Genomic DNA, 24821 nt, shown 5'->3' with positions numbered 1-24821 from the left:
CATGCATTTGAAAAGGGTAGCCCTTTTTTCGGCATGACACACCCACCCACATTACGTGGGGAAACTTTTAAAGGGGTCGCTTCGTTCACTGAGCAGAAAGAAAAAACACTGGAGAAGTTTAAGGAGCATAATATTGTTAAAGCGATGGTGGCAGACGGTGAGCTTTGGTATGATAATGAGCGTTCAGACCTAATTATAATCGGTGGTAAAAATAAGCCAATAGATGCGTTAAGAGCGCAGTACAATGAAGGAAAGCTGGGTGTTATTGGTGAGATGGCGCCCTTCTACGGTAAAATATTGGCGAATGATCCCTCGCAAATGCCATACTTTGAGTTGGCGCAGGAATTGGAAATTCCTGTTGGCTTTCATGTGTTTCCGGGAGGTCCAAATTACGGCATACATGTCTTGCCCGAAATGCTTGGAGGTATGCGTACTTACAACGCCGGACCCTTGCAACTGGAAGATGTACTGGTGAAATACCCTCATTTGAGACTCTACATTATGCATGGAGGCTGGCCCTATCTGGAGGATGTTAAAGCCTTGATGTATGCCCACCCTAACCTGTATGTTGATGTTGCGGTTATTAACTGGATCTTGCCTCAGGAGGAGTTCCATACTTATCTTAAAGTTCTCATCACGGCAGGCTTCGGGGATCGGATAATGTTCGGAAGCGACCAAATGGTGTGGCCTCAGGTTATTAGCATAGGTATTGAATCCGTTAATAACGCTGATTTCCTCACCCTTGATCAAAAAGAAGATATTTTCTATAACAATGCTGCAAGATTTCTTAAACTAAGCGAAAAGGAGATTAAAAAACATAAAAGTGAATAACAACGGCCCATAACAACGCCTCCCATGAAAAATTGCGATTTAATCGCTGCTTTTTAGATACAAGACTGTGGTGTGTGCTTTGAGAAATGACAGATAAAGAACATCATATAGAAATTGAATTTTTAGACCACGTAGCCATTCGCGTTGCCGATATGGAAGCTTCCGCAGCATGGTATGAAAAAGTATTGGGCCTAAAACGTTATAGCGTACCTAAATGGGGGGACTTCCCGGTCTTTTTACTTTCCGGAAGATCAGGAATCGCATTGTTTCCTGCTAATACCACTGATCCCAAACTTGAACCAACTTCAAGAAATGTCAAAATTGATCATTTTGCCTTTAATGTGACAAAGGAAAATTTTGAAAAAGCTAAAAAAAGATATAGCGAACTGGGTTTGGAATTTAGTATCCAAGACCATCATTACTTTGATTCCATATACACAAGAGATATAGATGGACATACAGTTGAATTGACCACATTGAAGGTGCATGAAAGCGAATTTTATAAATAAAATCGCACCATAACAACGCATCCTATAAAAAAGGCATAGTCCGCTTCTCCAAAGGGAACCATATCATGAAACGGAAGGCAACTCACAAGACCGCTAATTTCATAAACGAGAATTTTCCCAACCTCCCCTATCCAATTATTTTCTATATTTGAGTTCTCCCCTCCTGCAAAATAAGGATCGCAAGCTGTACGGAACAGGCTATAGTCATAAAATGATACAGTAGCGTTAGTGTGGTGCTTCATTTTTTAAAATAACAAATGACGTTAACAATAAAAAAATATAACGCGGCTTCAGATTATAAAGGGCTTGCTGCGCTTATTGAGCTTGAAGGTGAAGCATGGGAGGATTATATCAAAAAACGCAGAACAACGTACCAAAAGTCATTAGAAGGATCCATAACATATGTAGCCTATTGTGATGGCGTTTTATGTGGTTACTTACGTTCGATCAACGATACTGACATGTATATTTGGATTGTGGATTTACTGGTTCACAAGAAATACAGAGGAAATGAGATCGGAAAAAAACTGATGGAGCGTATAGCAACCGATTTTCCTGATCATAAGATTTTTGTATTGTCAGATGTCGATGAATATTATAAAAAGCTCGGGTATATCAAAGAAGGATCGATATTTACTATTACTACTTAAATTAAAAGCTCTACCACGTATTACACAAATAGACCAACGGGTAAACCAACGTTCCTTTCCTCTTTCTACCATGTAAAATTCAAAGGTGGACAGCCATTTTTTAAAATTGATGCGGTGTTAGGCTTCCTGTTTAAAAGAATAAGTATATATTGAAATCAAATAGTAGATGTAAATGAAAAATACCATTACTGCCTTAGGAATAACGTTTCTCTTCCTTCTGTTTTCAAACAATGCGCAAGCGCAATTCAATGTGAACACCAATCCTTTTTGGGAAGGTGAAATTGTAATGCTTGATGGTCGCATAAAAACCGGCTATATTCAAGTGCCCGCTATCGCCGCAGAAAAAAAAATAAGTTATAAGGAGACCAAAGGATCCTCTGCAGAATCGGTTGATCGAAAAGAAATCGCCAGGATAAAAGTGATCTCGGAAAATGGTAACCACTTTTATTTTGACAACCTTCCCATAGGGTCGGTAACAAAAGATAAAGTCTCAAAGAAAAGGTATTTACTCCTAACGCATGCAAGTAATAATTTTGTCTCTTTTTATGTCATGAGTCAATACAAAGTGAACAAGAGATCAGGGACCATTGATTTCGTGTCAAGCTATGTACAGGGAAAGGACATTCCAACGTTTTCATATTATATGAGCAAAGGCGATAAAACAGATGCTAAGCTCTACTATATGACCAAACAATTGGGCGGGATAAAGAAAGATGCCGAGCTTCACTTCAAGGAAGATCCTGAATTGGTCAAACTAATTGAGAACAAAGAACTAAAAGGCGATGATATCTCAGAGATTATAAAACGCTTTCTGGAAACCACTCAGGCAATGTAATTGCAACAGCATTGTATAGTGGCCCAATAGCCCGGGTATGGCGTACTTAAACGCAAACTGTGGGCATTGTAGCAAGTGTTGGTTTACATATAAAAATACCCCTAATGAACTTGAAAGATCTTGAAACGATCAAGCCAAATGAAGAAATCACGTATAATGATTTGCTCGCTTGCCAGGAATGGAAAAATAAAAGACAAGAAATATTTCATCGGGATGAATTTAAATGTTCCAACTGTAACAGAAAGAAAACGTTTAAAATGTGGTCCGGGGGTAAAGTGATGTATTTTGAACTGAATACGACTGAATCTAAGGAAAATGAAAGTCTTATTCGATCTAACCAACCTATCCGCCTCGAAGTTCACCACAAGTATTATATTTTAAATAATTTCCCCTGGGAATATGATGACATCGCGTTAATAACTGTCTGCAGAGAATGTCATCAGGAAATACACGACAATCATAAAATTCCGGTTTGGAACCAGGACATGCTGAATATTATAGAATTTGGTTCGTGCAATAGATGCGATGGGAAAGGATATTTAAAAGAATACAAACATGTAGAGAACGGCAGATGTTTCAAGTGCAGCGGATCGGGATCTAATGTACCCTTTCGTTATAAACCCAGAGTATAGTACTATAACTGCGGTGTTAATGGGCCGGCTCATTCGCACACACCTGGCTTCGCAGAGACCATTATAAGCTCCCCTTCCTCCCCTAGCCTCATTTTTACACCCCACCTGCCACCTCTACCCGATTATTCTTTATATTTGAGTTCTCCCTTTTATAACATGCTGCGCGATAGCGGGGTATGGTGTACGAAAAGCCTAATCTACGTAAAGGATAGCAGGTGTTATGTTCAATTTTGAAAAACCGAATTAAATGGAAATAAAATGTTTAGACATCAGGGTAAAAGCAGAACATTAAAACACAATCTGCGAATTGCCACTATTTTGTCCTTTGTTGCTGGAATTGTGAATGTTACGGGTTTTTTAGCTTTTAAACAATTGACAACAAACGTAACTGGGCATTTTGCTCTTTTTATTAGCGATGTTGCCAGTTTTGAGGTATGGAAAGGAACAGTTTATTTTCTTTATATCTTCTCCTTTCTCTTTGGTTCTTTTTTGTCAAGTTTCTTAATTGAAAAATTCAAAGAAAATAGAAAACTTAATGTTTTTGTTATCCCAACAATAATTGAATGCCTAATTTTAGTATCAATTTCTATCATAAGCAATACTGGAGGAATAAAATATCCTGACTTAATTGTTTGTTCGCTGCTCTTCGCTATGGGACTTCAAAATTCTTTTGTTACAAAGATTTCAAATGCGATTGTAAGAACAACACATCTTACAGGATTGTTCACAGATTTAGGAATTGAATTATCACAACTTTTTTTCCCTGAATCTCATCCACATAGAGTTAAACTTAAAGCAACTATAAAACTGCGGATTTATATAATTTGCTTCTTTTTTCTTGGCGGAATAATCGGCGGATTTCTTTACTCAAGACTTGACTTGAAATTAAACACGCTTATTTTAGGAGCAGTAATTTTAGTAACGAGCCTATTTTATGACGATTTAAGATATAGATATATCAGAACTAAAAGGAAATATAAACAAAGAAATAAACGGCACACACCACCGCAGCCTATGAAAAGTGGTACTCAGGTTCTCTAAAAGTCACGATATCACTAAACAAAAGTTATCCTAAAACCGCTACGTTCATATACAAAACCGTTGGCAATAAGTATGACCCCCCTTTTGGTACAATTAAATACTCTTTTGAGTAAAGAACCTAAATTCCCCAAACTCTTGATGACGTTTCCGAAAATTTCCGATGTATAGGAAATAAATTAAAATTAAGGCAATGCAACAAAAAATACTTTCTCCGATTTTTACACTAACACTAACTCTCTTTGCTGTTTTTTCAACAGCATCGCAAAGCTTTGATGTTTTCGATATCAACCCCAATGGGGATAGCGACCCTAACGATGGTTTAAGAATCTATAATGATAACTTGTATTTCAGAGCTGATAATGGAACAAACGGCAGAGAATTATGGGTTACCAATGGCACCATAGCGGGCACCCAAATGCTCACGGAAATCAATATGACGGGCGATGCAAATCCGCGCTGGCTTACAGAATTCAACGGCAATGCCTATTTCGCTGCAAGTAATGGAGTTAATGGAGCAGAATTATGGGTAACAGATGGCACACCTTCAGGCACAGTGATGATAAAGGATATTAATCCCTCTGGCAATAGCGACCCAAATGAATTTACAGAATACAACGGAAAACTTTATTTTGAAGCCACAGACGGTACTAATGGCAGAGAACTATGGGTTACCGATGGAACCACTGTAGGTACGCAAATGGTTAAGGACATTAATCCCACTGGATTCAGTAACCCTGATGATTTTACAAGCTATAATGGTAAACTTTATTTTAGTGCAAACGATGGAACTAATGGTTACGAACTTTGGTTTACAGACGGGACTACAGCAGGCACGCAAATGCTAAAAGACATCAATCCAACTGGAAATGGAAGTCCTTTATCAATGACGGTCTATAATGGGCTCCTATATTTTAATGCAACAGATGAAACAAATGGCGGCGAACTTTGGGTAACAGATGGCACATTTGCCGGAACCCAAATGCTTAAAAGTATAAATCCAGGCGGTGATGGTGGTCTTCCTTATGGTTTTACTGAATACAACGGTAAACTGTATTTTGAAGCTCTTACAGGTACAGATGGATGGGAACTTTGGGTAACGGACGGCACTGAAGTTGGCACCATTATGCTAAAGGATATTAATCCTAACGGACATTCCAGTCCTAACGGTTTTACCGTCTATAACAATAAACTATACTTTAGTGCAAATGATGGTTCAAATGGTTTTGAGCTTTGGGTTACAGATGGAACTATATCGGGTACGCAGATGGTAAAAAACATTCATCCTACTAACAATAGCAGGCCCAACTTTGGTAAAACGGAATATAATGGCAAACTGTATTTTGTTGCAGAAGATGGTACGAATGGCGATGAATTATGGATGACAGATGGCACATCAGTAGGCACCGTTAAGGTTGTACCCGGTAATGCCACAAACACGAACCCATTAGATCGTAATTTTGCCGAGCGGCTACAAGTATTCAATGGCTCCTTATATTTTAGTGCCAATTATAACGATACTGGGCGAGAACTTTGGAAATACACTGCTTCTCCATTGAGTGTTTCAGAGACAATGTTGGATGTTGTAAGTGTGTACCCTAACCCAACTTCTGATATTTTGAATGTTAAGGGTGTCTCAAGTGATTTTATAAATTATAGAATTTTTGATATAAACGGTAAAGAAGTTTCAAGGGGCAGTTTAAATAACGGTAAAATCAATATCAATAATTTGCAGTCTAGCGTATATTTTTTGAATTTAACAAGTTTAGAAAATCAACGAATAATTAGAATAATAAAGAACTAACTATTGCCAACAATGGCTATAAGTAATTGCTTGTTCTCGCCTATTTACGAATCCCGATAGCTATCGGGACTCGCGGACGTTCTATCTGTGATTTATTTGCTAAATTAATTGCTGAAACACGCAACGAAATCATACACAAACACGTTGTGCATAATGCGAGAAATGAACGTTAATTCAAAAATAAAACCTGAAGATAAATGCTATTGGTGTGGAAAACAAGCAGTAAGTTTTGAACACGTTCCACCGCAAAATTTATTTCCTAAAGGACATCGAAACGAATTAATAAAAGTAACTGCTTGTAAAAAACATAATCAAGACTTGTCAAAAATCGATGAGCGAATGAGAATAAATTTAATAATGCTTTCTCATACATCAGGAGTTGCAAGAAAACTTTTTAATGAAAAGATTTTAAAAGGAATTCAAAGAGAGGAAAGCAAAGGACTTGGAATTGATATTGTGAATAATATTTTGGAAAAGCCAGAAGGTGGAGGATACATTCGAGTGAACTCAACACACTCGCATATCTATTTTGAAAAAATAATTCGTGGACTTTATTTTAATATTTACAAAAAACATTTTTCAGGAAATACACATCATTTTTGGAACGGATTTAATGATTTAAGTTTATCGGCAAATGCGCATTTTTATTACTTCGAGATTGAAAAAAAATACTCGGAAAACTGGGTTAACGGAAACTGCAAAAATAAAGAGGTTTTCGACTACAAATATTATTATTGCGATATTGAAAAGCAATTCTTTGTGATTATGGACTTTTACAAAACTCATAAGGTTATTGGAATCAGTATTCCAGAGGGAAAGAATATTGAAAACTATGGATTGGACATGGAAAAATATTTAAATGTAAAATTGGAGTAAAGTACAATGAAAAAGATTTTAGACAAATGGTATTTAAGTGTATTTATCATTCCAATAATTCTTACCTATTTGACCAACTATGTCGAACTGCCAATCATATTTGCTAATTGGGAATATTCAATAATTGCCTCAATGACAATATTAATTGGAATTCTACTTTACGAAGTAATAATTTTTAAGAGAAAATTAGAAAGATTAAGAGAGATACCAAAAAAGTCAGATAAAAAAATCGTTCGGGAATTAATAGAAACGCTGAATATCGATAAATTTCACGAAGATATTGTAAGACAAGATGCTTGGAATGGTTATCATCGTGAGGATATTCATAGAATAATTGAGTTTCAAGAAAAAGCGAAACTGATTGGATATAAAACATCAAGTGAAAAGCTCAATAATTTAATAAACAACTTTCTATCAAAACTTGATGATTTTACAGATTACAGTTCTATAAGAGTTTATGGTAGTGGAGATTGGTTGATTCCTTTTAAGGATAATCCAGATGTTCATACTCGTGAAAAAATCAAAAAGGAAACTGAAAAAATGAATGAATTAACAACGAAGTGTTTTATAGAACTTGAAAGTCTAATGGAATATTTGAAAAAGAAAGAATATATATAAAGCACTATGTACAACACCGTATAAAATTAAGTGCTTGGTACAAGCCTACTTGTTAAAATTGCTTACGTCAGTTCGCTTCGCTAGTGTCTCACGGATTTTAAGTTTGGTGGGTACCTGTAAAGTTATGTTCTAACTAAAAGATCCTTTTCCAATCCCCTTCACCCCCGGCTTATTTTTACACCCCACCGGCCACCCCTATCCAATTATTTTCTATATTTGAGTTCTCCCCCTTTATAACATCATGCGCGCTAACTCGTCATGACCTATTTAAATGTTAACTTATTATAGGATAGCAGGTGTTGGCAACAATACAAGAACATTGATAACAAACCTACCAACAGCAGAAGATTTTGAAGAAGTCACATTTCAATGTTTGACTCAGGCATTCAATTTACTATTTCGGGTCTATCAAGATTATCAAGAATACGACGAAACTGTAAAAGAAGAGGTAAATTGGACTGAAATTTGGAATCACAATGACGGTACAATCCGAACCTCAATTATCTTATTACATCAAGCTGTAGAAACTTATATGAAATTTTCAATTAGTAAAGTTTCTCCACTATTGCTAATTGAAAAAAATCGTGCAGATTGGCCTACATTACCTTCAAAAGCTGACAAAGATTTTGATAGTCTTTACACTATCTCCGGAGAAGCATTATTATCAACATTTTGTGCAGTAGAAACTGAAATTCAAATTAATTCTGAATTAATAAATTTTATTGAAAAAATAAGACAGAACAGAAATAAAGCAATTCACGGAGTATCAAAAATATCACTAACACCTAATGAACTTTTAGATGATATATTGAAAGTATTCACATATTTTTTTGGTAAAGATGTTTGGTTTCATCAATTATCAAATTTTAATTTTAAAAATCCTTTATTTGGTTATTATGATTGGGATTACGAAGATGCCTTGACATATGAATTCCTCGATTTTGCCGAATTTATGATTGGTAGAAAAAAACTTAATAAGCATCATTCAGTTGATGTCATTGGACGAAGATACTTCTGTGCAATTTGTAAAGACACAATTGATGCCGAATATGGAGATTTGGAAAGTAAATGGGCTTTTTTAACGCCAAACAAACCATCATCTAAAATTATTCACTGTATTAATTGTAATGCTGATTTCAATGTGATTAGAAAAGATTGTGAAAATGAGAAGTGTAAAGGAAATGTTCTTTATCAAAATAATGATATAGGAGAACAAATCTGCTTAACTTGTTATAAATATTGACACAAGTACTGTTGCCAACAACATATAATGCTAATGGTGGTTAGTGCTTAAGCTTAATAATTTTCGTACAAATTGTTGTAAATTGATTTCTGAAAAATAAAAACTTGCGGCGCCAGTGCTGCTGATTCGCACGCGGGTTCAAACCCGCTCCCGCGCTCGCCTTGCCAATTGGCTTTGGCTTGACCAATGGAAAAGCCGCAAGGCTCGTCCACTGTCGACTCAGCCGCCAGTCCGCCACAAGCATTATACAAACTCGTTAGGTAACATTATTACTCGAAAAATGAATAAAATAAGTTTTATTATAATTTTAGTTTTATCAATTCAATTATCATTTAGCCAAAACGGCGATTCCGTTGATAAAATCAATTCTATAGAGACAAAATTAGACAGTATTATTTCTCTGAACAACGAACTAAGAAAGGATTTATCTCAAAAAAAATTAAAACAAGATTCTCTAACGAAGGAACTTTTATTCTTTCAAGTTAAAGAAGACTACTATTCTTCAGCACTATCCGATCAATCAACGAGATTCGCGCTAATTGTATCTGGAATTTTAGCGCTATTTGCATTAATTTCATTCAGTATTTTCAAATACGAAGTTAATCGCATTAAAGAGTCAATGGAAGAGAAAATGCTAAAGCACGAAAAGAAAATAAAAAAATACAAAAGAAAACTTTCCAAAACAAAAAACACCTTAATTGCAGCTAAAGGTAATTTAAACACCTCCATTGCAAGAAACTTTTATCGTGAGAAAGATTATCCAAATGCTTTTCGCTTTTATATTTTCGCAGCAAGAGCACATGGAACTTTTGGCGAAAAATATAAATTCAAAGCGGATGATAATTCATCAAAAGAATCATACTACGGAACTTGTATCACTAATTTAAACCGTGCCAAAGAATGTCTGGATAAAATTGAATCTCAAAGAGAGATTAAAAATCTTAAGGATCATATTGAAATTCTTAAAAAGGCTTTGAAATTGACCAGTGAATTAAAAGATGATGAAATACATAACAAAGTATCTGAATTAAGAATTAAACTTAATAGTTTAATAAAATAACGTTACCTAACAATGCATATAGCAAAGCGGTCTGATGGTTAAGTGAGTTGCAATTCCTACAATTAATCGTAAATTAGTCTTTCGGATAAAAACGTAGTGGCGGCGCCAGCCCTGCTGTTTCTCACGTCACGCCGGTGGCGTGACTGCCCCCAAACGCTACCGCGTTTTGTCGGCCAGCCGAATCTAAGCCGCCAATCCGCCACAAACGTTATACAAACCCGTCCCAACCTCCCCTAATAAAAAATTAAAAAAGGGGCCGTTTCCGGCCCCCTTTATTACCCAAGTAGTCCCAGAGGGCACGACGCACTAGGGCACATTGGGTTGTGACTGTCCGCAACAGGAGCAAAACCGCCATGTACCGGGAAAGCGACGGTAACCTAAGAGGTTTTTTGCAGCGTAGGCATCAATGGACACTGCGTCCTTTTGGTTCCCGCCCAATACCTGTATAGCCGTGGCCGTAGTGCTCCAGTAGAAGCCCACATGACCGCCTTTGCCCCGCCGGAAGACCACCACATCGCCGCGCTTGGGCGTGGTCGTTCGCTTTCCCCAATGCAACCAGTCCCGGGCCCAGGCAGAGTTGGTCCCTTCGATCCCCACCTGCTCCATACACCAGTTGACAAAAGCCGAGCACCAGGGCGTGGCATCACTGGCCCGCAAGGCCGCCGGCAAGCGTTCGCAGCTTTGCAGGTACTGCAGCACCCGGGGATGATCGGCCGCTCCGGCGGCTTCCCGTACGCCCAGTTCTCCTACCGCTGTACGCAACCAGGGCGGATCGGTGACTAGCAGGAGGTTGTCCCCTTCGACCGCTTGCAGGTAGCGCAGCGAGCTCCATCCCGTATGGGTGTTGCCGTTTTTGGTATACTGCAGTTGCAGCCATTTTCGGTCCTCAGATTCCCCCAGGGCGGTGACGGTGGTACCTATGGTCAATACGCCGCGGATCCTTCCCGCCAAAGCGGGCTTCGCGCGTACATTCAGGGCATGGGTTGTTACACGATATGTTTTCATAATGATTGTTTTTTTAAAATGGTTACTATTCAACTTTCTTTTATCGGTTCAAAAGCACTGCTTGATAGGCTGTGCTTAGGTGTCAAGCGTGAGCTGTTCTCACACCACTTCTCGATACAATGCCCTTTCAGGGCATCACTCGAAGTGACACATGCTAATAGTGAATAGCTAGGACTTAATAGTGATTAGTGATTAGTGATTAGTGATTAGTGATTAGTGATTAGTGATTAGTGATTAGTGAATAGATAGGAATTAGGGGTTAGTAGTGAGCGGTGAACAGTTGTACGTCCCTGATATAGGTTGACCACTTAAAACAGTGGTAACTATGAAAGCAAATGTGCGAGAGTTGCGCAAGCAGCGAAAATACTCTGAAGAGTTCAAAAGAAAAATAGTGGCAGATTTCGAGAGCGGCAGGTTTAGCGTTTTGCAGCTAGAGAAGCTCCACGGGGTAAGAGGTCAGATAATCTACCGTTGGATCTATAAATTCTCTACCTTTAACCAACAGGGAACCAGAATTGTAGAGATGAAGGACAGCAGCAACAAAAAAATGAAAGAATTAGAGGCTCGAGTAAAAGAGTTGGAGCGTGCCGTTGGCCGTAAGCAAATCAAGATTGATTATTTGGAGAAGATGATGGAGATCGCCAAAGAAGAATTGGACATCGATATCAAAAAAAACTTCGGCACCCCACAGTCAACTGGTTCAAAGAAAACAAACAAAAAGTAAGTTTTTCTATGAACAATCTCTATAAAGAAGCAGGGCTGAGTAAACAAGCAGTTGCGCAGTATCAAGTAAGGCAAATGGCCTTTGATACTAAAGTCAATCAGTTGATCCTTGAAGCTGATGATCTTAGAGAAGATCACCCGGGTTGTGGGGTGGAGAAAATGTACTATACCCTTAACCCTGACTTTATAGGACGGGATCGGTTTATAGAGCTAATGATGGAACTGGGGTATCGATTGAAGCGGAAAAACAATTATAAAAGAACAACAATCGCTTCAAAGATCTATTACCCCAACCTGATAAAAGGAATGGAGGTTGACCGTCCATCGATGGTGTGGCAGTCTGATATTACCTACATTCCAATTGGAAACAGACATTATTATGGAGTGTTTATAATAGATGTCTATACAAAGAAGATTGTGGGATATAAAATCTCTGATAATATGAGAGCCAAAGCAAACGTGGAAGCATTAAAGATGGCACTTAAGGATAATTCCCCACCTTTGATTCACCACAGCGACAGAGGAAGTCAATATACCTATAAAGAGTACGTAGCGCTTCTAAAAGGGCATGGCAGTAAAATAAGTATGGCACTCTCGGCGCAAGACAATGCTTATGCAGAACGCATCAACAGAACCATAAAGGAGGAATACCTGGATTATTGGAAGCCAAAGGATATTGTTCAATTAAAAAGAATGGTGGCAAAAGCGGTACAGAACTATAACAGTAAAAGATTGCATAACAACAACGACAGAATGAGTCCTGAGAAGTTCATAACTCAGTTTTCTTTCTTGAGGCCTCAAGAAAGAAAACTGATGACTATATTTAACAATGAATTAATTAACTAAAAACGGTCAACATTAATTAGGGAAGTTCAAGTTAGCTGTGAACAGAACATGAGGGCAGGGCTCCGTTTCATCAAGAATAACCGAAGCCAAGCTCCGAGATCCAGGAGTTGCTACAAGCAACGACGCGGAGTTGGCGAGGTGGTTTTCAGCTTGCTGGAAAATTCCTAGGAAACGGAGAAAGGGTCCTTTTCTTTGCAACTTTCTTTTGGACCAGCAAAAGAAAGTTGAATCAAAAAAAAATATACGAAGCCTCCTTTTTTTCGTTCTTTTTTTGGAGGAGCAAAAAAAGAAAATAAATAAAAAGAAAATTTTATTTACACCAACATTCCGAAGTAATGGGAAAAAGAAGAGAAAAAAGATTCCTTATTGCATTCGCAATAACACCCTCCATGTCATTAAGAGCGAAGCAAAGGATGTATCAATCATACCCAATCCTATCCCGAATCGTCCCATCCTCCCGGTGGATGATCACATCAGACTTTCGTTTCTTCGCGATGCTTTTCGCTTTATTAACAGCCGTACTTTGCTTGCGGTGTTTGGACGTGATGCGCTTATTACCTTCCCGTCGTACCGCCCAGCCGTCTTTATACGGTACTACGTGCTGGTGCCAGGTTCTGGGCGTAGCGCTGTCGCGCGACTGCTCAAATAGCACTTTTATAATATCAAGCAGGGATCTTACTATGGATTTTAGATCAGCCATCTCATACAGTTGTTTGGGTGAAGATACAGAAATTGGCAATAGTGAGGAGTTAGGAGCTAGGCTGTTACTATTTTAAATGCACGAAATGGTATCACGAGATTCCTCACTGCGTTCGGAATGACATGGGTAGGTGAGCAGTGAACAGTCAGTGATGAAGCGTGAGCTGTTCTCACACCCCTTCTCGATACAATGCCCTTTCAGGGCATCACTCGAAGTGACACCGTAATTATTAATCGTAAGACATCCTTTTCATCAGCATAAACGGAAAAAGCTCGGAGATTCAGAGAGCGATAGCGAACGCCGAGTTTTTACGTTGGTTTGGAATGCGGAAGCATTTCAAAATGCATAGGAAAAAAATAGAAGGTCCTTTTCTTTGCAACTTTCTTTTGGACCAGCAAAAGAAAGTTGATTCAATCTCATAAATGGAAAAAAGAAGAGAAAAAAGATTCCTCATTACATACGGAATGACAATAGTACCAACTCATGAAAGTAAGCGCAAGCGCCGGTTTCATGGCACAAAAAAAACCTCTTGATCTCTCAAGAGGCTTTCTTAGTAGCGGGAACTGGACTCGAACCAGTGACCTTCGGGTTATGAGCTTAGTCCGTACAGCAACTAACAATACTTAAAACTACTTAAAATCAATGATTTACATAATTTTAATAAAATTTATCATCAATTATAGGCATCCGATACCAAATTATTCTGTACTTATTCTGTACTAGTTTTTGTATCTTTATCATTGCAAAAAGTAAGTTATGGCTAATATAAAAATTGTTCTTCGTAAAAATATGATTAAAAAGGATGGTACAATTCCATTGGCCATAAGAATAAGTGCAAATTATAAGACTAATTATAAGTGGCTTGGTCAATACGTTCTTGCAAAGGATTGGGATAAAGTTGCTGGACAAGCAAAAAGAAGTCATCCAAATTATAAAATTCTAAATAATTTTTTACTTAAAAAATTAACAGAAGCCAACGATGTTTATTTAAATAACCAAGATGAAAATATTACTCCAAAACAGGTCAAACAAAAACTGAAAGGTCCAGGCGGCTCTAAATCTTTTTTTGCAGTTGCTGCTCAACGGATAAAAACAAAATATGACCGTAAAGTTTTTTCAGTAGCCAAATCAGAGCTTTCTATTTTATACAACATTGAAGAGTTTTTAAATCTCAAAACTTCCTTAACTAAAAAAGATGTTATCGAAGGTATTGGAAAACGAAGAAGAGATAGAGTTGGTAAGGCTAGAAAGTCGGAATATTCCTTTATTGATGGAATTGAACATTTTCAAAAGAAAAAAGATTTGAAGTTTCAAGATATTAATCAGGCTTTTCTAGAACGCTATAAAACCTTTTGTTCCGCTTATCTAAATCAGAAAACTAGAACAATTTCAAATCAATTAATTTTTATCAGAACACTATTCAATGTTGCCATTAAAGATGGTGTGGTTTCTGCAAAGTATTACCCTTTTGCTGGTGACAAAGAAAAAATCAGATTAGGAACTAGTAATAAGATAGGTCTAACTATCGAAGAGGTCGAAAAAATTGAATCATTGAAATTAGAGCCTTATTCTTCGATTTGGCATACGCATAATGTATGGTTGATTTCCTTTTATTTTGCTGGTATTCGTATTTCAGATGTTGTAAAATTAAAATGGTCTGATTTTAAGGATGATAGGCTGTATTACGTTATGAATAAGAACGAGAAGCCTTTAAGCCTTAAAGTTCCCGAAAAAGCGAAAGCTATTCTAGATTTTTACAAAATGAACAGAAAAAATAATGGTGGATATATCTTTCCTTTTTTAAATGAAGTCCGGCCAAATGATGATGAAGATTTTTTTACTAAGACTAGAAATGCCACTAAACTCTTCAATAAATATTTAATTAGAATCGCTGCCCAATGTGATATTGACAAAAGCTTATCTAATCATATTGCGCGTCACACTTTTGGAAATATTGCAGGGGATAAAATCCACCCATTAATGTTACAGAAGCTTTACAGACATAGCGACTTAAAAACTACTTTAAACTATCAAGCAAACTTTATTCATAGAGATGCTGATGATGCTTTGGATAGTGTAATTAGTTTTTAATCTGAGTTTTACCATTTACAGAACACTTCGCAAGCACCAACTTTTAAGAAATTTTAAGAAAGGCATAATTTTTGCAGCTTTCCAGTAAAAAACTGTCTATAGAACGTCAACTACATAATTCTTTGTAATTACCTTATCTAATATCGACCCTACTATTAACAGTTACTAACTCTGTAATTAGGTATGGTATGAAATTACATTTACTCGCGCAAAATCTAGAAAAACAATTATTAGAAATTGAAGAAAATTCAGAGACAATTATGCAACGCTCAAAGCATTCTATAATAGTCTGCACGAAACTTTTAGGTCAATTTAAAAAGGAAATTATTAACAAAGGTTTCGCCTCTATCTCGGATGAGATTTATTTTTTTAAGCACACAAAACAAATCCCATTAAGACATCTTATCTATTTTTCTGAAATTCGTTCCTTTGAAATTCAATTCCCCAAAACAGACAAAGAATCACAACGCAAATTTATTAGAAGAAAGATGCAGAAAGTCAATCGTTTCTTTAGCTACAATTTGGACTTCACGCAATATGCTGATTCAAAACATACTCATTTTGATAAAGAATATTATACACGAGAATATTTGGGGTCTTACATTATAGCTACATCTAAATTCTATTTCCAAGACCCTGAATTTTGTACACCAAGAGATATGCTTCTTGGTAAATACAGAGCCTATGATTCGCTAGCAACTTATTTAGATGAGAAAAAATTTAAAATTCGCAACGGTTTAAATGGTAAACTTAAATCCATTAAACCGATTGAAAAAATACATTGGCCATTTTCAAATACAGAATACGTTGAACTTTTATATGCACTCTGTGCAAAAGGATTGGGAAAACAAGATAACCAAAGCATAATGCAAATTTCCAGAAAATTGCAACAGCTATTTGATCTTGAACCAAAAGACATCTACAAAACCTATCACGACATCAAAAGCAGGAAGAATAGTCGAACGCTTTTTCTTGACGAACTCTCTACATCACTACTCATAGAAATGGATAAAAGTGAAGAATAAAGCCATTATTTCTCTATTCGATTCCTTATACTCAAACTGTTAAAAAAAGACCGTACTACGGTTGACCTACGGTAATTAACTTATGTATCTATTTTTTATAAAATTTAATATGATTTGAAGGTGTAGGTTTGCAAAAACACCCTCAAAAACTATCAAAACAAAGCAAATCTCAAGATGTTAAATTTTGACCGTACTACGGTCGAACTGGGGAATAAAATCCAATAAACCTATTCAAATTTGTAGAACGAAAGTCAAATCAAGTCAGGGGCTATCAAATTAATTGTAAATCAATAGTCCCTTTCTTTAAAATCGTTTTATTATGCCAGCAACTATTATTACTTCAGACGACCTTAGAGAATTCAAAATGGAATTGCTCGATGACATCAAAAATCTCTTATCCAAACAGGGAAATGGAAAACTTAAAAAATATCTTAAGTCTTCTGAGGTTATGGACTTACTGCAAGTAAGTCCTGGAACACTTCAAAATCTTCGTATCAATGGAACGTTACCCTATACTAAAGTTGGCGGAATCATTTATTATGATACCGAAGAAATACAAAATGTAATGACAGCTAACCGTGTACATCACGGTTTAAATCATTAAGCGATGAACTATATAAAGCTACTAAACGCGGCTTTTGAAAAGTTCTATTTTGATGACCGCCTAAACCCTACCCATATCAGTTTGTATATGGCCTTGTTCCAAGAATGGAACAGCAGCCGCTTTGCAAATGAATTCTATGTTAATCGTAGAGATTTGATGCTCGCATCAAAAATAGGTTCAAAATCCACTTATCACAGGTGTGTTACCAACCTAGATTCTTGGGGCTACCTGTCATACTACCCTTCAAACAATCCTTACAAGGGTAGTAAAATCAAGATGTCCATTATTGGTACAAGTGATGAACCTGATATGGGACGGTACAGTCCCATATTAGAACAGGTTGCGGAACAGTACCGTCCCAATGGTGTACCGATAGCGGGACAGCACTATCCCATATCTGGACAAGTTGTGGACTCGCACCGTCCCGTGAGTGGACAAGCATTGGTATCTACTATAAACAATACCAAACAAGTAAACAATATAAAACAACCAAAGGGCTGGCAGGCCGTTATTGATTTTTTTATTGAAAAAAGTTTTAATGCTGATGAAGGAAAAAAATTCTTCGAGCATTATGAAACTCGAAATTGGCAAACTAGCGATGGAAAAGAAATTCGAGATTGGCGAGCCTTAGCTTTGAACTGGATGGATAGAACCGAGCTTTTCGATGAAGAAAACAAACCAAACAAAAAACAAGCGTCCCAAATCAAGGACAACTTGCGAACCACTAAAAATAAAGATTATGGACAACCCCTCTAAAATTACCGAAGGTGGCGTGGAATACTCGCTCGGAAAGTTTGATGGCAAAAGCGTTCTTTACGATTTTGACAAAATCCTAATTTATCTAAATGCAAAGGGATCGAAATTATTTGGTCAACAATTTAGAATCTATGACGAGGACACGGTTATCATTCGTAAACTCTGCCATTATTTCATCAAGGACAAAGAAAATTGTGAAAAGAACGGAATTGATATCGACAAAGGCATTTTACTTTCTGGACCTGTAGGATGTGGAAAGACTACATTGATGAAACTACTTCGACATATCGTACCAATGCAAAGGCCTTACGAAATGATTCCTTGCAGGAACGTGGCTTTCAGTTTTAACCACCTCGGTTTTAAAACCATTGAAGACTATGGAAATACCAGATTTTATTGCTTTGATGATTTAGGTATTGAACCTGCTGGAAGGTTCTATGGCAAAGATTTGAACGTAATGGGCGAAGTCATCTTATCTAGATATGAACTATACATTCAGACCAAACATAAAATTAAAACACACGCTACCACCAACCTCAATGCTGAAGAACTGGAAGAACACTATGGTAATCGGGTTCGTAGCCGAATGCGAGAACTGTTTAACTTGATTGCTTTTGATAAAGGTGCTGGGGACAAAAGAAAATAATTAAACTTTGGCAAATTTATTGTATTTTGCCAAAGTTTAATAAATGTAATTACTTTGAATTATACAATAGAAAAAAAAATACCATCCTATTTTCAAGGGAATCAAACTATTTCTAAAAAAGATTTAGTTGATTGCATTCGCAAAGATTTTCCAAATCTGAAAGAAAGCTCGATTAACGTCTATTTGTCGAAACTAAAAAAAGAAGGGGTATTAAAAAATCCCACTAGAGGTATTTATGCGTTGCAGGGAAATAATGAATTTTGTCCGGTTATCAATAGTAAATTAAAGCGACTGTTCAATAAAATCAAAAAGGACTATCCCTTCATAGACTTTTGTATTTGGAACACTATTTGGCTAAACGATTTAATGCGACACCAGCCATTTAAATTTTACACCATTGTTGAACTGGAAAAAGATGTAGCCCAATCCGTATTTTACAAATTAAAGGACAAAGGAAAACAAGTTTTTTTAGAACCCGATGCAGAAACTTTTGAGCTTTACATTCATAATAGTGATGATGTAATTATTATAAAACATTTGGTTTCGGAAGCACCTATAATCGAAACAAAAAATACTATAATACCATCACTAGAAAAACTTTTAGTGGATATGATTATCGATACCAACTTGTATGGTGCGCAACAAGGGGAATTAGATTTTATATACGAGTCGGCTTTTAGCAAGTTTGAAATCAATCAAGGTAAAATGAAACGTTATGCCCAAAGACGAAATAAGGAAAAAGAAGTAGAACATAGAATAAATTTAACTTTGGCAAAAAATTAATATTTTGCCAAAACTTAATATATATGATTAAAGAAAGTACATATCATCCAGAATGGATTTTTGAGGTCAAGCAAAAACTTGGCAGAAAGTATGATCCAAAACTTATAGAGAAGGTTATTTATGCCTTGATACTATTGGAACAATTAAAGATAAACGGTCTAGAATTTATTTTCAAAGGTGGAACCGCTTTGTTGTTAGCAACAAAAAAGCCAAAGCGATTTTCCATTGACATTGATATCATAACCGAACAAATTCAAAGCGATATAGACCCCATATTAGATACTATGTGTAGTAAAACTGTTTTCACACATTGGGAAGATGACAACAATAGAAAACATACACCTGATGCCCCTGTGGGACATTTTAAAACATATTATAAAAGCAACGTGGATGGAAGCATTGAGCCGATTTTATTGGATGTTCTTTATACCCCAAATCCATATCCTGAACTCACAGAAATCCCAATAGCTCACGATTGGATTCAGACAGAGGGCGAAATTATACAAGTAATGATGCCAACTTTTGACGCTATTTTAGGCGATAAACTAACCGCCTTTGCCCCAAAAACAACAGGAATTCTATATAGCAAAGGAAGACCTGTAGAGATTATCAAACAGTTATTCGATGTCGCTTTTTTAATGGAAAATATTTCTGATTTGACGGTGGTACGAACCAGCTATGCAAAAGTGGTTAAAGAAGAGCTTTCCTTTAGAAAATTAGATATAACCGCAGAGCAAGTACTAAACGATACGCAAGAAGCTTGTTTTGTGCTTTCAACTCGCGACACTAAATCTGAAGATTTTAAACATCTTCAAACAGGTATCAGTAATTTTACAAACTTTACCATTGAGAAATTCAATATTGAAGAAGCCATCATAGCATCTTCAAAAGTGGCATACTTGTCTGAACTAATCAAATCCCAAATCAATAATAAGATTGAAAGGTTTGATAACCCATTAGAGGTAAAAGACTGGTTGATTGAAAACCCTAAATACAATAAGCTCAACAAGCTTAAAAAGAATAATCCAGAGGCTTTCTTTTACTGGTATAAATCAATAATGCTTGATGAAAGAATGTAATTCAACCTCGAAATGATTTATATAACAAAATCACTTCTGAAATAAATTGCACTATAATCGCTTTTAAACTTTCGGTTAACTCTAAAAATATGTCTTTCATAATAATATTAGTTTTGGATTGATAGTAAAATAGCGTTGGCAGCGAATTGAATATTGGTAGCATTTGAAATATAAGTACCTTCATCTTTATTAGATAAGAAACCCAATTCCAAAAGCACGGAAGGACAAAAACCAACTGTTTCTCGCAACACCTGAAAATTGGCAAACTTCACACCTCTAATATCGAAACTCAGTTTCTTATTCAGTATTTCTTGTAATTGATAAGCAAACCAGATAGATTCTTTGGTGTATTCTGTCTGCCTGTTTGAAACATAAACTTCTATCCCTCTCGCATTCCGATTATCAGAATGATTACAATGCAGCGAAACAAATAAATCCGCATTCAGGGCTTTAGCCAATTTTGCTCTATCCGATAGAGAAATAAGTGTATCGCTATATCGTGTCAAATAGATATCCAGAGGATTTTCTAATTCGTTATTTAGCTTCAAAATCGCACTTGCAATATTGAGTACAACATCCTTTTCTTGGATGCCATTTACACCTATTGCTCCAGAATCTTTTCCACCGTGTCCAACGTCTATAATTATTCTTTTTTGAGCACTCATTTCTTGTCCAAAAACGATGCACATTTTTAGAAGCAAAAAGACAAAACTGACGTTCTTGAGCACTTTTTTCATTTTTAATTTTCAGGTTATCAACAACTTCCCTTTAAAAACCCATAGGATTTGATGCTAAATAACAACAACCGAATTCAAATAGAATCAAATAATATTTTATTCACAAATTACTGATTTACAGTAATTTATGTTCAAATATATGTAAATTTCTACTAACGAGAACAACATAAAAATCTAAACAATTTTATTATGAAAAAATCACTCTATTTAGCATCATTTCTTTCACTCTTATCCACTTCGCTTTTTGCTCAAATTGGTGGTATTGAAGATTCAGTTAATGATGTTGGCGACACTATCAGAACTATTTTTCCAATTTTATTAGGTGTCATCTTCCTAGTTGGCTTCCTGTTTAACGCAGGACATTTCTTTGGGGAAAATGCAGACCTTAAAAAAGGAATTACTAGAGTACTAGTATTTGTTTTAATTGCTGGCGCAGTAGTCGGCATCTTCACATACTTAATCGGAATCGTAGTGTAACTATGAAGAAGTTTGAGGTCTATAAAAACATCAGGAAGCGGGCGGTCATTTTTGGGCTGCCTATTTCCTTGTTTGCATTAATGATGGTTGCGATTCTTGCTTCGTTATTAATCATCATTTTTTCATTCAGCTTCTTAATGATAATAGGTGTTATGGTTTTTAATGCAGCCTTATACATCGCTCTTACAAGGATGGCTAATAATCCACAACTGTTTCAAACAGCTAAAGCCTTCCCTAAAATAATAAATAACAAAAGAAATTCTGGATTCGATTATGAACAAGATTAATCTTTCAGCATATAACCCTATTACGGATATTCAAGACAATATCATATTTGCCAATAATGGCAATGTCGTCCTATGCTATGAAGGAACGCTACCAGAAATCTATTCACTATCTGAAAAAGACTTCGAGGACATACACGGTGCTTGGTTTCAGGCTTTAAAATCATTGCCCATTGGTACGGTGGTTCAAAAACAGGATATCTACCTAAAGAAAACATACACTTCAGAAAAGCTTCCGAATACAACCTTTTTAGAAAAAGCGACCCACGACCACTTCAAAGGGCGTGATTATATGGAACATCGTTGCTTTTTGTTCTTTACGCTCACTAAGAACAAAGCGTTGAATAATTCAAAATATGTCAACCCTTTTCGTAAAGTTTCCAAAGGAATTGTTCAACAATTGGATGATAGCGTTAAGAGCTTCATCGGTTCAGTAAGCGATTCTATATCCTTTATAAACAATAGCCGAAAGATGACCTTCGTTTCGCTTAAAGCGAAAGAGATACAGCAACTCACAAATGGCTATTTCAATGGCTTCAATGATGGGTTTGATACTGATATCATACTAGATAAAAAAAGCGTCAATATTGGCGAAAACCATTTTGATGCCCTGGCTGTCAATAGCGAACTGTGCTTTGGCGAAAGTGTACAGAGTAGCAAGACCAATGAGAAATTCACATCTGACGATTTTGTGTTTCATCAAGGGTTTATTGATGGCTTAGGGCTTACGCTTAATGAGAATCACATAGTCAATCAAATCTTGTATTTGGATGACAAACAGAAGTGGCGCAAGCTGCTTGATAAGAAAGTTGAAGAACTGAACAAAAGTTCCAATTTCGGCTCTCAGAACAAAGTCGTACTAGGCAAAATTCAACACATTCTCGACCAGATTAATGCCGATGATAATGCACGAATAATCCGTGGTCATCTAAACATTGTGTATTGGGATAAGAACCCTGAAAATTTAAGCCGAATCGGTTCAAAAATTAAAACTGAGTTTAAAGAACTGGACATTATTCCATACTATCCAAGAGGCGAAGAACGGAAGAACTACATCCTTAATAGTTACTGCTGTTTTTCATCCAACTTTTCAAATAACGATTTATATGTGACAGATTTAAAGCACGCTTTATGCCTGTTTATCAACAATACGAATTACAACTCAGATGCTACCGGAATCATTTTCAATGATAGAGAACATAATGTACCTGTTCTAAAAGATGTTTGGGACGAACGCAAGAAACGTATAAAAGCACGAAACTTCGCCATTTTCGCACCAACAGGCGAAGGGAAATCGTTTTTGGCCAATAATATTTTACGTCAATATTTTGAAAGTGGTGTCCGTCTGGTCATCATCGACTTGGGTGGTTCTTACACCAAATTCGCAAAACTATATCCTGAGAAATATACCGTACTCAGATATGAAAGCGGAAAGAACTTAGGTATCAATCCTTTTTACATCAGCGATGTAAAAGATTTGACACCGGAACGGTTGGAAGACTTGTCCGTTTTCCTGTTTGAACTGTTCGCTTCAGATTTAAAAGTGACCAAGGCACAATCTGTTTCTGTCAAGAAAATACTGAAACATTATTACGATAGTACACCGGAAAATCACTCATTGGATGGTTTTTACAGCTTTATAGAAATAAACCAAAGAGACCTTCTAAACATTCTAAAAATCCATCCCGACTACTTCAACGTCACAAGCTTTTTGCACGTAATGTCCGAATATGTCGGCGATGGTCTATACAGCTTCTTGTTTGAGGTAAGCGAAGACCAGACCTATAAGATTGAGGACAAACGATTGATTGTTTTTGAACTGGATGAAGTAAAGGATAACAAGGAAATCTTGTCCGTAATGTTGAAGTTGATTAAGTCAGCTATCCAAAGAACCATTTGGAAGAATAGAGCTGAAAAAGGTATCATCCTATTTGATGAGTTTGCCAAACAGTTAAAGTTTGACAACGTACTGGAAAGTGTGGAATTCTACTACCAAGCTATTCGTAAACAAAATGGTGCTATTGGGATTATTCTACAATCAATTAATCAGCTACCGAATAATTCAACATCCGCAAGCATATTAGAAAATACACAAGTCATTTATAGCCTAAACAATGAAAAAGGCTATGACGAATTAGTCAAAAGGCTAAATCTTTCTAGCCACGATTTGAACCAATTAAAGTCCATTAAAAACAACCTTTCTGGACCACGGAAGTACACAGAAATGTTTATCAAGATAGGAAAGGAAAGTAACATTTTCCGTCTTGAAGTTCCAAAGGAAGTCTATGCAGCTTACTTGACTGATGGGCAAGAAAATGAAGAAATAATGAAGCTCTACAATGAGCATAACGATATGGAAAAAGCAATAATTCAATTCACATCTTAAATATAAAAACAATGAAAACAAAAATCTTAGTACTCGCAATCGCATTACTGTTTAGCTTAAATATTAAAGCCCAGGGAATGCCAACTTATGACAATACCAATTTTGTCAGTTTGATAAAACAACTTGTAGAATCTGGTAAACAGACAGCTCAAATGATTAAGTCTGTAAAATTTTTAAAAGATGCAAAAGAGAGCATCGAGAAAGTATCAAGTGTGGTACAACAACTTAGAGCGGTTCAAGAAATAGCACAAAACAATCAGCGCCTTATCAATGTAATGCAGAATGATTTACAAGACATCCTGAACTCGCCTTACATCAAACCAGAGGAAGTTACTCGGGTTGCACAATCCTTTGATGCGATAGTTCAAAACTCATTGGACGCCGTTGACTTTATGGGCGAAATACTATCTAGCGATAATCTAAAAATGACCGATGCTGAACGTGCGGAAGTTTTAAAAGAAAAAGAATTGGAATCGAAAGAAATGGTTTCCAATATTCAGACAAAAACGAAACGCTACAAGGATATTATTTCCTTCAGAAAAATGCAGGATAAAGTAAATAACAGAGAAACGGAATATTAAAA

The 24821-nt window shown here is 36.3% G+C and carries 28 protein-coding genes; 24 read left to right on the top strand and 4 right to left on the bottom strand.

Going from position 1 to position 24821, the window contains the following annotated elements; all coding sequences use genetic code 11:
* Positions 1–33: 33 nt before the first annotated feature.
* Positions 34–831 carry an amidohydrolase family protein gene (locus JS40_RS14865; RefSeq protein ID WP_160172972.1) on the top strand — a complete coding sequence of 266 codons (798 nt, stop codon included), beginning with the start codon at positions 34–36 and terminating at the stop codon, positions 829–831.
* A gap of 86 nt (positions 832–917) precedes the next feature.
* Positions 918–1340 (top strand): VOC family protein, encoded by a 423-nt coding sequence (locus JS40_RS12390; RefSeq protein WP_034261035.1) that lies wholly within the window; start codon positions 918–920, stop codon positions 1338–1340.
* On the opposite strand, the gene JS40_RS12385 is transcribed toward JS40_RS12390, so the two are convergent.
* On the bottom strand, positions 1331–1582 hold the full coding sequence (locus JS40_RS12385; RefSeq protein ID WP_034261033.1) for a hypothetical protein: 252 nt from the start codon (positions 1580–1582) through the stop codon (positions 1331–1333). The two genes, JS40_RS12390 and JS40_RS12385, sit on opposite strands and share 10 nt — an antisense overlap.
* A gap of 15 nt (positions 1583–1597) precedes the next feature.
* Here JS40_RS12385 and JS40_RS12380 point away from each other — a divergent pair, with 15 nt between their 5' ends.
* The 9 genes from JS40_RS12380 (at position 1598) to JS40_RS12335 (ending at position 10096) form a co-directional block, all read left to right on the top strand.
* On the top strand, positions 1598–1990 hold the full coding sequence (locus tag JS40_RS12380) for a GNAT family N-acetyltransferase (protein WP_034261031.1): 393 nt from the start codon (positions 1598–1600) through the stop codon (positions 1988–1990).
* Positions 1991–2162: 172 nt separating this feature from the next.
* Complete coding sequence (locus tag JS40_RS12375) at positions 2163–2825, top strand: hypothetical protein (protein ID WP_034261029.1); 663 nt, start codon at positions 2163–2165, stop codon at positions 2823–2825.
* 104 nt (positions 2826–2929) lie between these two features.
* Positions 2930–3457, top strand: coding sequence for a hypothetical protein (locus tag JS40_RS12370; protein ID WP_034261028.1), 528 nt, complete (start codon positions 2930–2932; stop codon positions 3455–3457).
* A gap of 258 nt (positions 3458–3715) precedes the next feature.
* Positions 3716–4498 (top strand): YoaK family protein, encoded by a 783-nt coding sequence (locus JS40_RS12365; protein ID WP_051957591.1) that lies wholly within the window; start codon positions 3716–3718, stop codon positions 4496–4498.
* Positions 4499–4688: 190 nt separating this feature from the next.
* Positions 4689–6299 carry an ELWxxDGT repeat protein gene (locus JS40_RS12360; RefSeq protein WP_051957590.1) on the top strand — a complete coding sequence of 537 codons (1611 nt, stop codon included), beginning with the start codon at positions 4689–4691 and terminating at the stop codon, positions 6297–6299.
* Positions 6300–6461: 162 nt separating this feature from the next.
* The gene (locus JS40_RS12355) at positions 6462–7175 is read left to right on the top strand and encodes a hypothetical protein (protein ID WP_034261026.1); all 714 of its coding nucleotides are present in this window, start codon (positions 6462–6464) and stop codon (positions 7173–7175) included.
* 6 nt (positions 7176–7181) lie between these two features.
* A complete protein-coding gene (locus tag JS40_RS12350; protein WP_034261024.1) occupies positions 7182–7793 on the top strand; it encodes a hypothetical protein in 612 nt (203 codons plus the stop codon).
* A gap of 271 nt (positions 7794–8064) precedes the next feature.
* The gene (locus JS40_RS12345; protein WP_201770364.1) at positions 8065–9036 is read left to right on the top strand and encodes a hypothetical protein; all 972 of its coding nucleotides are present in this window, start codon (positions 8065–8067) and stop codon (positions 9034–9036) included.
* A gap of 115 nt (positions 9037–9151) precedes the next feature.
* Positions 9152–10096 carry a hypothetical protein gene (locus JS40_RS12335; protein ID WP_152558178.1) on the top strand — a complete coding sequence of 315 codons (945 nt, stop codon included), beginning with the start codon at positions 9152–9154 and terminating at the stop codon, positions 10094–10096.
* Positions 10097–10402: 306 nt separating this feature from the next.
* Here JS40_RS12335 and JS40_RS14860 read toward each other — a convergent pair whose 3' ends face one another.
* On the bottom strand, positions 10403–11101 hold the full coding sequence (locus JS40_RS14860) for an SH3 domain-containing C40 family peptidase (RefSeq protein ID WP_051957589.1): 699 nt from the start codon (positions 11099–11101) through the stop codon (positions 10403–10405).
* 325 nt (positions 11102–11426) lie between these two features.
* On the opposite strand from JS40_RS14860, the gene JS40_RS12325 reads away from it, so the two are divergent.
* Together JS40_RS12325 and JS40_RS12320 are read left to right on the top strand one after the other, a co-directional pair.
* Positions 11427–11825 (top strand): transposase, encoded by a 399-nt coding sequence (locus JS40_RS12325; protein WP_034257734.1) that lies wholly within the window; start codon positions 11427–11429, stop codon positions 11823–11825.
* An 8-nt stretch (positions 11826–11833) separates the two neighbouring features.
* Positions 11834–12670 (top strand): IS3 family transposase, encoded by an 837-nt coding sequence (locus JS40_RS12320; RefSeq protein WP_084677410.1) that lies wholly within the window; start codon positions 11834–11836, stop codon positions 12668–12670.
* A 418-nt stretch (positions 12671–13088) separates the two neighbouring features.
* On the opposite strand, the gene JS40_RS15305 is transcribed toward JS40_RS12320, so the two are convergent.
* Complete coding sequence (locus JS40_RS15305; RefSeq protein ID WP_084677499.1) at positions 13089–13370, bottom strand: DUF2188 domain-containing protein; 282 nt, start codon at positions 13368–13370, stop codon at positions 13089–13091.
* Positions 13371–14126: 756 nt separating this feature from the next.
* Between JS40_RS15305 and JS40_RS12310 the strand changes: the two genes are divergently transcribed.
* The 7 genes from JS40_RS12310 (at position 14127) to JS40_RS12280 (ending at position 20354) form a co-directional block, all read left to right on the top strand.
* The gene (locus JS40_RS12310) at positions 14127–15461 is read left to right on the top strand and encodes a phage integrase SAM-like domain-containing protein (RefSeq protein ID WP_034261016.1); all 1335 of its coding nucleotides are present in this window, start codon (positions 14127–14129) and stop codon (positions 15459–15461) included.
* Positions 15462–15649: 188 nt separating this feature from the next.
* A complete protein-coding gene (locus JS40_RS12305) occupies positions 15650–16486 on the top strand; it encodes an RteC domain-containing protein (protein WP_034261014.1) in 837 nt (278 codons plus the stop codon).
* A gap of 319 nt (positions 16487–16805) precedes the next feature.
* The gene (locus JS40_RS12300; protein ID WP_034261012.1) at positions 16806–17090 is read left to right on the top strand and encodes a helix-turn-helix domain-containing protein; all 285 of its coding nucleotides are present in this window, start codon (positions 16806–16808) and stop codon (positions 17088–17090) included.
* A 3-nt stretch (positions 17091–17093) separates the two neighbouring features.
* A complete protein-coding gene (locus JS40_RS12295) occupies positions 17094–17846 on the top strand; it encodes a hypothetical protein (protein WP_034261010.1) in 753 nt (250 codons plus the stop codon).
* Entirely contained in the window at positions 17830–18492 is a 663-nt protein-coding gene (locus tag JS40_RS12290) for an ATPase (protein ID WP_034261008.1), read from the top strand. The genes JS40_RS12295 and JS40_RS12290 overlap by 17 nt, the downstream gene beginning before the upstream one ends.
* 54 nt (positions 18493–18546) lie before the next feature.
* A complete protein-coding gene (locus JS40_RS12285) occupies positions 18547–19275 on the top strand; it encodes a DUF6577 family protein (protein WP_034261006.1) in 729 nt (242 codons plus the stop codon).
* Positions 19276–19298: 23 nt separating this feature from the next.
* Complete coding sequence (locus tag JS40_RS12280) at positions 19299–20354, top strand: nucleotidyl transferase AbiEii/AbiGii toxin family protein (RefSeq protein ID WP_034261004.1); 1056 nt, start codon at positions 19299–19301, stop codon at positions 20352–20354.
* A gap of 107 nt (positions 20355–20461) precedes the next feature.
* Here the strand turns inward: JS40_RS12280 and JS40_RS12275 are convergent, their stop codons facing one another.
* Positions 20462–21091, bottom strand: a complete 630-nt coding sequence (locus JS40_RS12275; RefSeq protein WP_034261002.1) for an N-acetylmuramoyl-L-alanine amidase family protein — start codon at positions 21089–21091, stop codon at positions 20462–20464.
* A 189-nt stretch (positions 21092–21280) separates the two neighbouring features.
* Here JS40_RS12275 and JS40_RS12270 point away from each other — a divergent pair, with 189 nt between their 5' ends.
* Genes JS40_RS12270 through JS40_RS12255 form a run of 4 tightly spaced genes read left to right on the top strand, consistent with a single transcriptional unit; the run spans position 21281 to position 24819 of the window.
* Positions 21281–21568, top strand: a complete 288-nt coding sequence (locus JS40_RS12270; protein ID WP_026813281.1) for a hypothetical protein — start codon at positions 21281–21283, stop codon at positions 21566–21568.
* A gap of 2 nt (positions 21569–21570) precedes the next feature.
* Positions 21571–21855, top strand: a complete 285-nt coding sequence (locus JS40_RS12265) for a hypothetical protein (RefSeq protein ID WP_034261000.1) — start codon at positions 21571–21573, stop codon at positions 21853–21855.
* Complete coding sequence (locus JS40_RS12260) at positions 21842–24238, top strand: TraG family conjugative transposon ATPase (RefSeq protein WP_034260998.1); 2397 nt, start codon at positions 21842–21844, stop codon at positions 24236–24238. Before JS40_RS12265 ends, JS40_RS12260 begins: the two co-directional genes overlap by 14 nt.
* 11 nt (positions 24239–24249) lie before the next feature.
* Complete coding sequence (locus tag JS40_RS12255) at positions 24250–24819, top strand: hypothetical protein (RefSeq protein WP_034260996.1); 570 nt, start codon at positions 24250–24252, stop codon at positions 24817–24819.
* The last annotated feature ends 2 nt before the right edge of the window (positions 24820–24821 follow it).

It is taken from the genome of Altibacter lentus (genome assembly GCF_000746845.1).
Taxonomy (GTDB): domain Bacteria; phylum Bacteroidota; class Bacteroidia; order Flavobacteriales; family Flavobacteriaceae; genus Altibacter; species Altibacter lentus.
This window is presented reverse-complemented; position numbering and strand designations above follow the sequence as displayed.

Excerpts from the sequence above, each read along its gene's own strand:
- JS40_RS12290 (WP_034261008.1), top strand. The coding sequence starts at position 17,830 with ATGGACAACCCCTCTAAAATTACCGAAGGTGGCGTGGAATACTCGCTC.
- JS40_RS12275 (WP_034261002.1), bottom strand. The coding sequence starts at position 21,091 with ATGAAAAAAGTGCTCAAGAACGTCAGTTTTGTCTTTTTGCTTCTAAAA.
- JS40_RS15305 (WP_084677499.1), bottom strand. The coding sequence starts at position 13,370 with ATGGCTGATCTAAAATCCATAGTAAGATCCCTGCTTGATATTATAAAA.
- JS40_RS12305 (WP_034261014.1), top strand. The coding sequence starts at position 15,650 with ATGAAATTACATTTACTCGCGCAAAATCTAGAAAAACAATTATTAGAA.
- JS40_RS12270 (WP_026813281.1), top strand. The coding sequence starts at position 21,281 with ATGAAAAAATCACTCTATTTAGCATCATTTCTTTCACTCTTATCCACT.
- JS40_RS12280 (WP_034261004.1), top strand. The coding sequence starts at position 19,299 with ATGATTAAAGAAAGTACATATCATCCAGAATGGATTTTTGAGGTCAAG.
- JS40_RS14865 (WP_160172972.1), top strand. The coding sequence starts at position 34 with ATGACACACCCACCCACATTACGTGGGGAAACTTTTAAAGGGGTCGCT.
- JS40_RS12390 (WP_034261035.1), top strand. The coding sequence starts at position 918 with ATGACAGATAAAGAACATCATATAGAAATTGAATTTTTAGACCACGTA.
- JS40_RS12255 (WP_034260996.1), top strand. The coding sequence starts at position 24,250 with ATGAAAACAAAAATCTTAGTACTCGCAATCGCATTACTGTTTAGCTTA.
- JS40_RS14860 (WP_051957589.1), bottom strand. The coding sequence starts at position 11,101 with ATGAAAACATATCGTGTAACAACCCATGCCCTGAATGTACGCGCGAAG.
- JS40_RS12310 (WP_034261016.1), top strand. The coding sequence starts at position 14,127 with ATGGCTAATATAAAAATTGTTCTTCGTAAAAATATGATTAAAAAGGAT.
- JS40_RS12320 (WP_084677410.1), top strand. The coding sequence starts at position 11,834 with ATGAACAATCTCTATAAAGAAGCAGGGCTGAGTAAACAAGCAGTTGCG.
- JS40_RS12300 (WP_034261012.1), top strand. The coding sequence starts at position 16,806 with ATGCCAGCAACTATTATTACTTCAGACGACCTTAGAGAATTCAAAATG.
- JS40_RS12385 (WP_034261033.1), bottom strand. The coding sequence starts at position 1,582 with ATGAAGCACCACACTAACGCTACTGTATCATTTTATGACTATAGCCTG.
- JS40_RS12355 (WP_034261026.1), top strand. The coding sequence starts at position 6,462 with ATGAACGTTAATTCAAAAATAAAACCTGAAGATAAATGCTATTGGTGT.
- JS40_RS12375 (WP_034261029.1), top strand. The coding sequence starts at position 2,163 with ATGAAAAATACCATTACTGCCTTAGGAATAACGTTTCTCTTCCTTCTG.
- JS40_RS12265 (WP_034261000.1), top strand. The coding sequence starts at position 21,571 with ATGAAGAAGTTTGAGGTCTATAAAAACATCAGGAAGCGGGCGGTCATT.
- JS40_RS12325 (WP_034257734.1), top strand. The coding sequence starts at position 11,427 with ATGAAAGCAAATGTGCGAGAGTTGCGCAAGCAGCGAAAATACTCTGAA.
- JS40_RS12360 (WP_051957590.1), top strand. The coding sequence starts at position 4,689 with ATGCAACAAAAAATACTTTCTCCGATTTTTACACTAACACTAACTCTC.
- JS40_RS12350 (WP_034261024.1), top strand. The coding sequence starts at position 7,182 with ATGAAAAAGATTTTAGACAAATGGTATTTAAGTGTATTTATCATTCCA.
- JS40_RS12370 (WP_034261028.1), top strand. The coding sequence starts at position 2,930 with ATGAACTTGAAAGATCTTGAAACGATCAAGCCAAATGAAGAAATCACG.
- JS40_RS12380 (WP_034261031.1), top strand. The coding sequence starts at position 1,598 with ATGACGTTAACAATAAAAAAATATAACGCGGCTTCAGATTATAAAGGG.
- JS40_RS12295 (WP_034261010.1), top strand. The coding sequence starts at position 17,094 with ATGAACTATATAAAGCTACTAAACGCGGCTTTTGAAAAGTTCTATTTT.
- JS40_RS12260 (WP_034260998.1), top strand. The coding sequence starts at position 21,842 with ATGAACAAGATTAATCTTTCAGCATATAACCCTATTACGGATATTCAA.
- JS40_RS12365 (WP_051957591.1), top strand. The coding sequence starts at position 3,716 with ATGTTTAGACATCAGGGTAAAAGCAGAACATTAAAACACAATCTGCGA.
- JS40_RS12345 (WP_201770364.1), top strand. The coding sequence starts at position 8,065 with ATGTTAACTTATTATAGGATAGCAGGTGTTGGCAACAATACAAGAACA.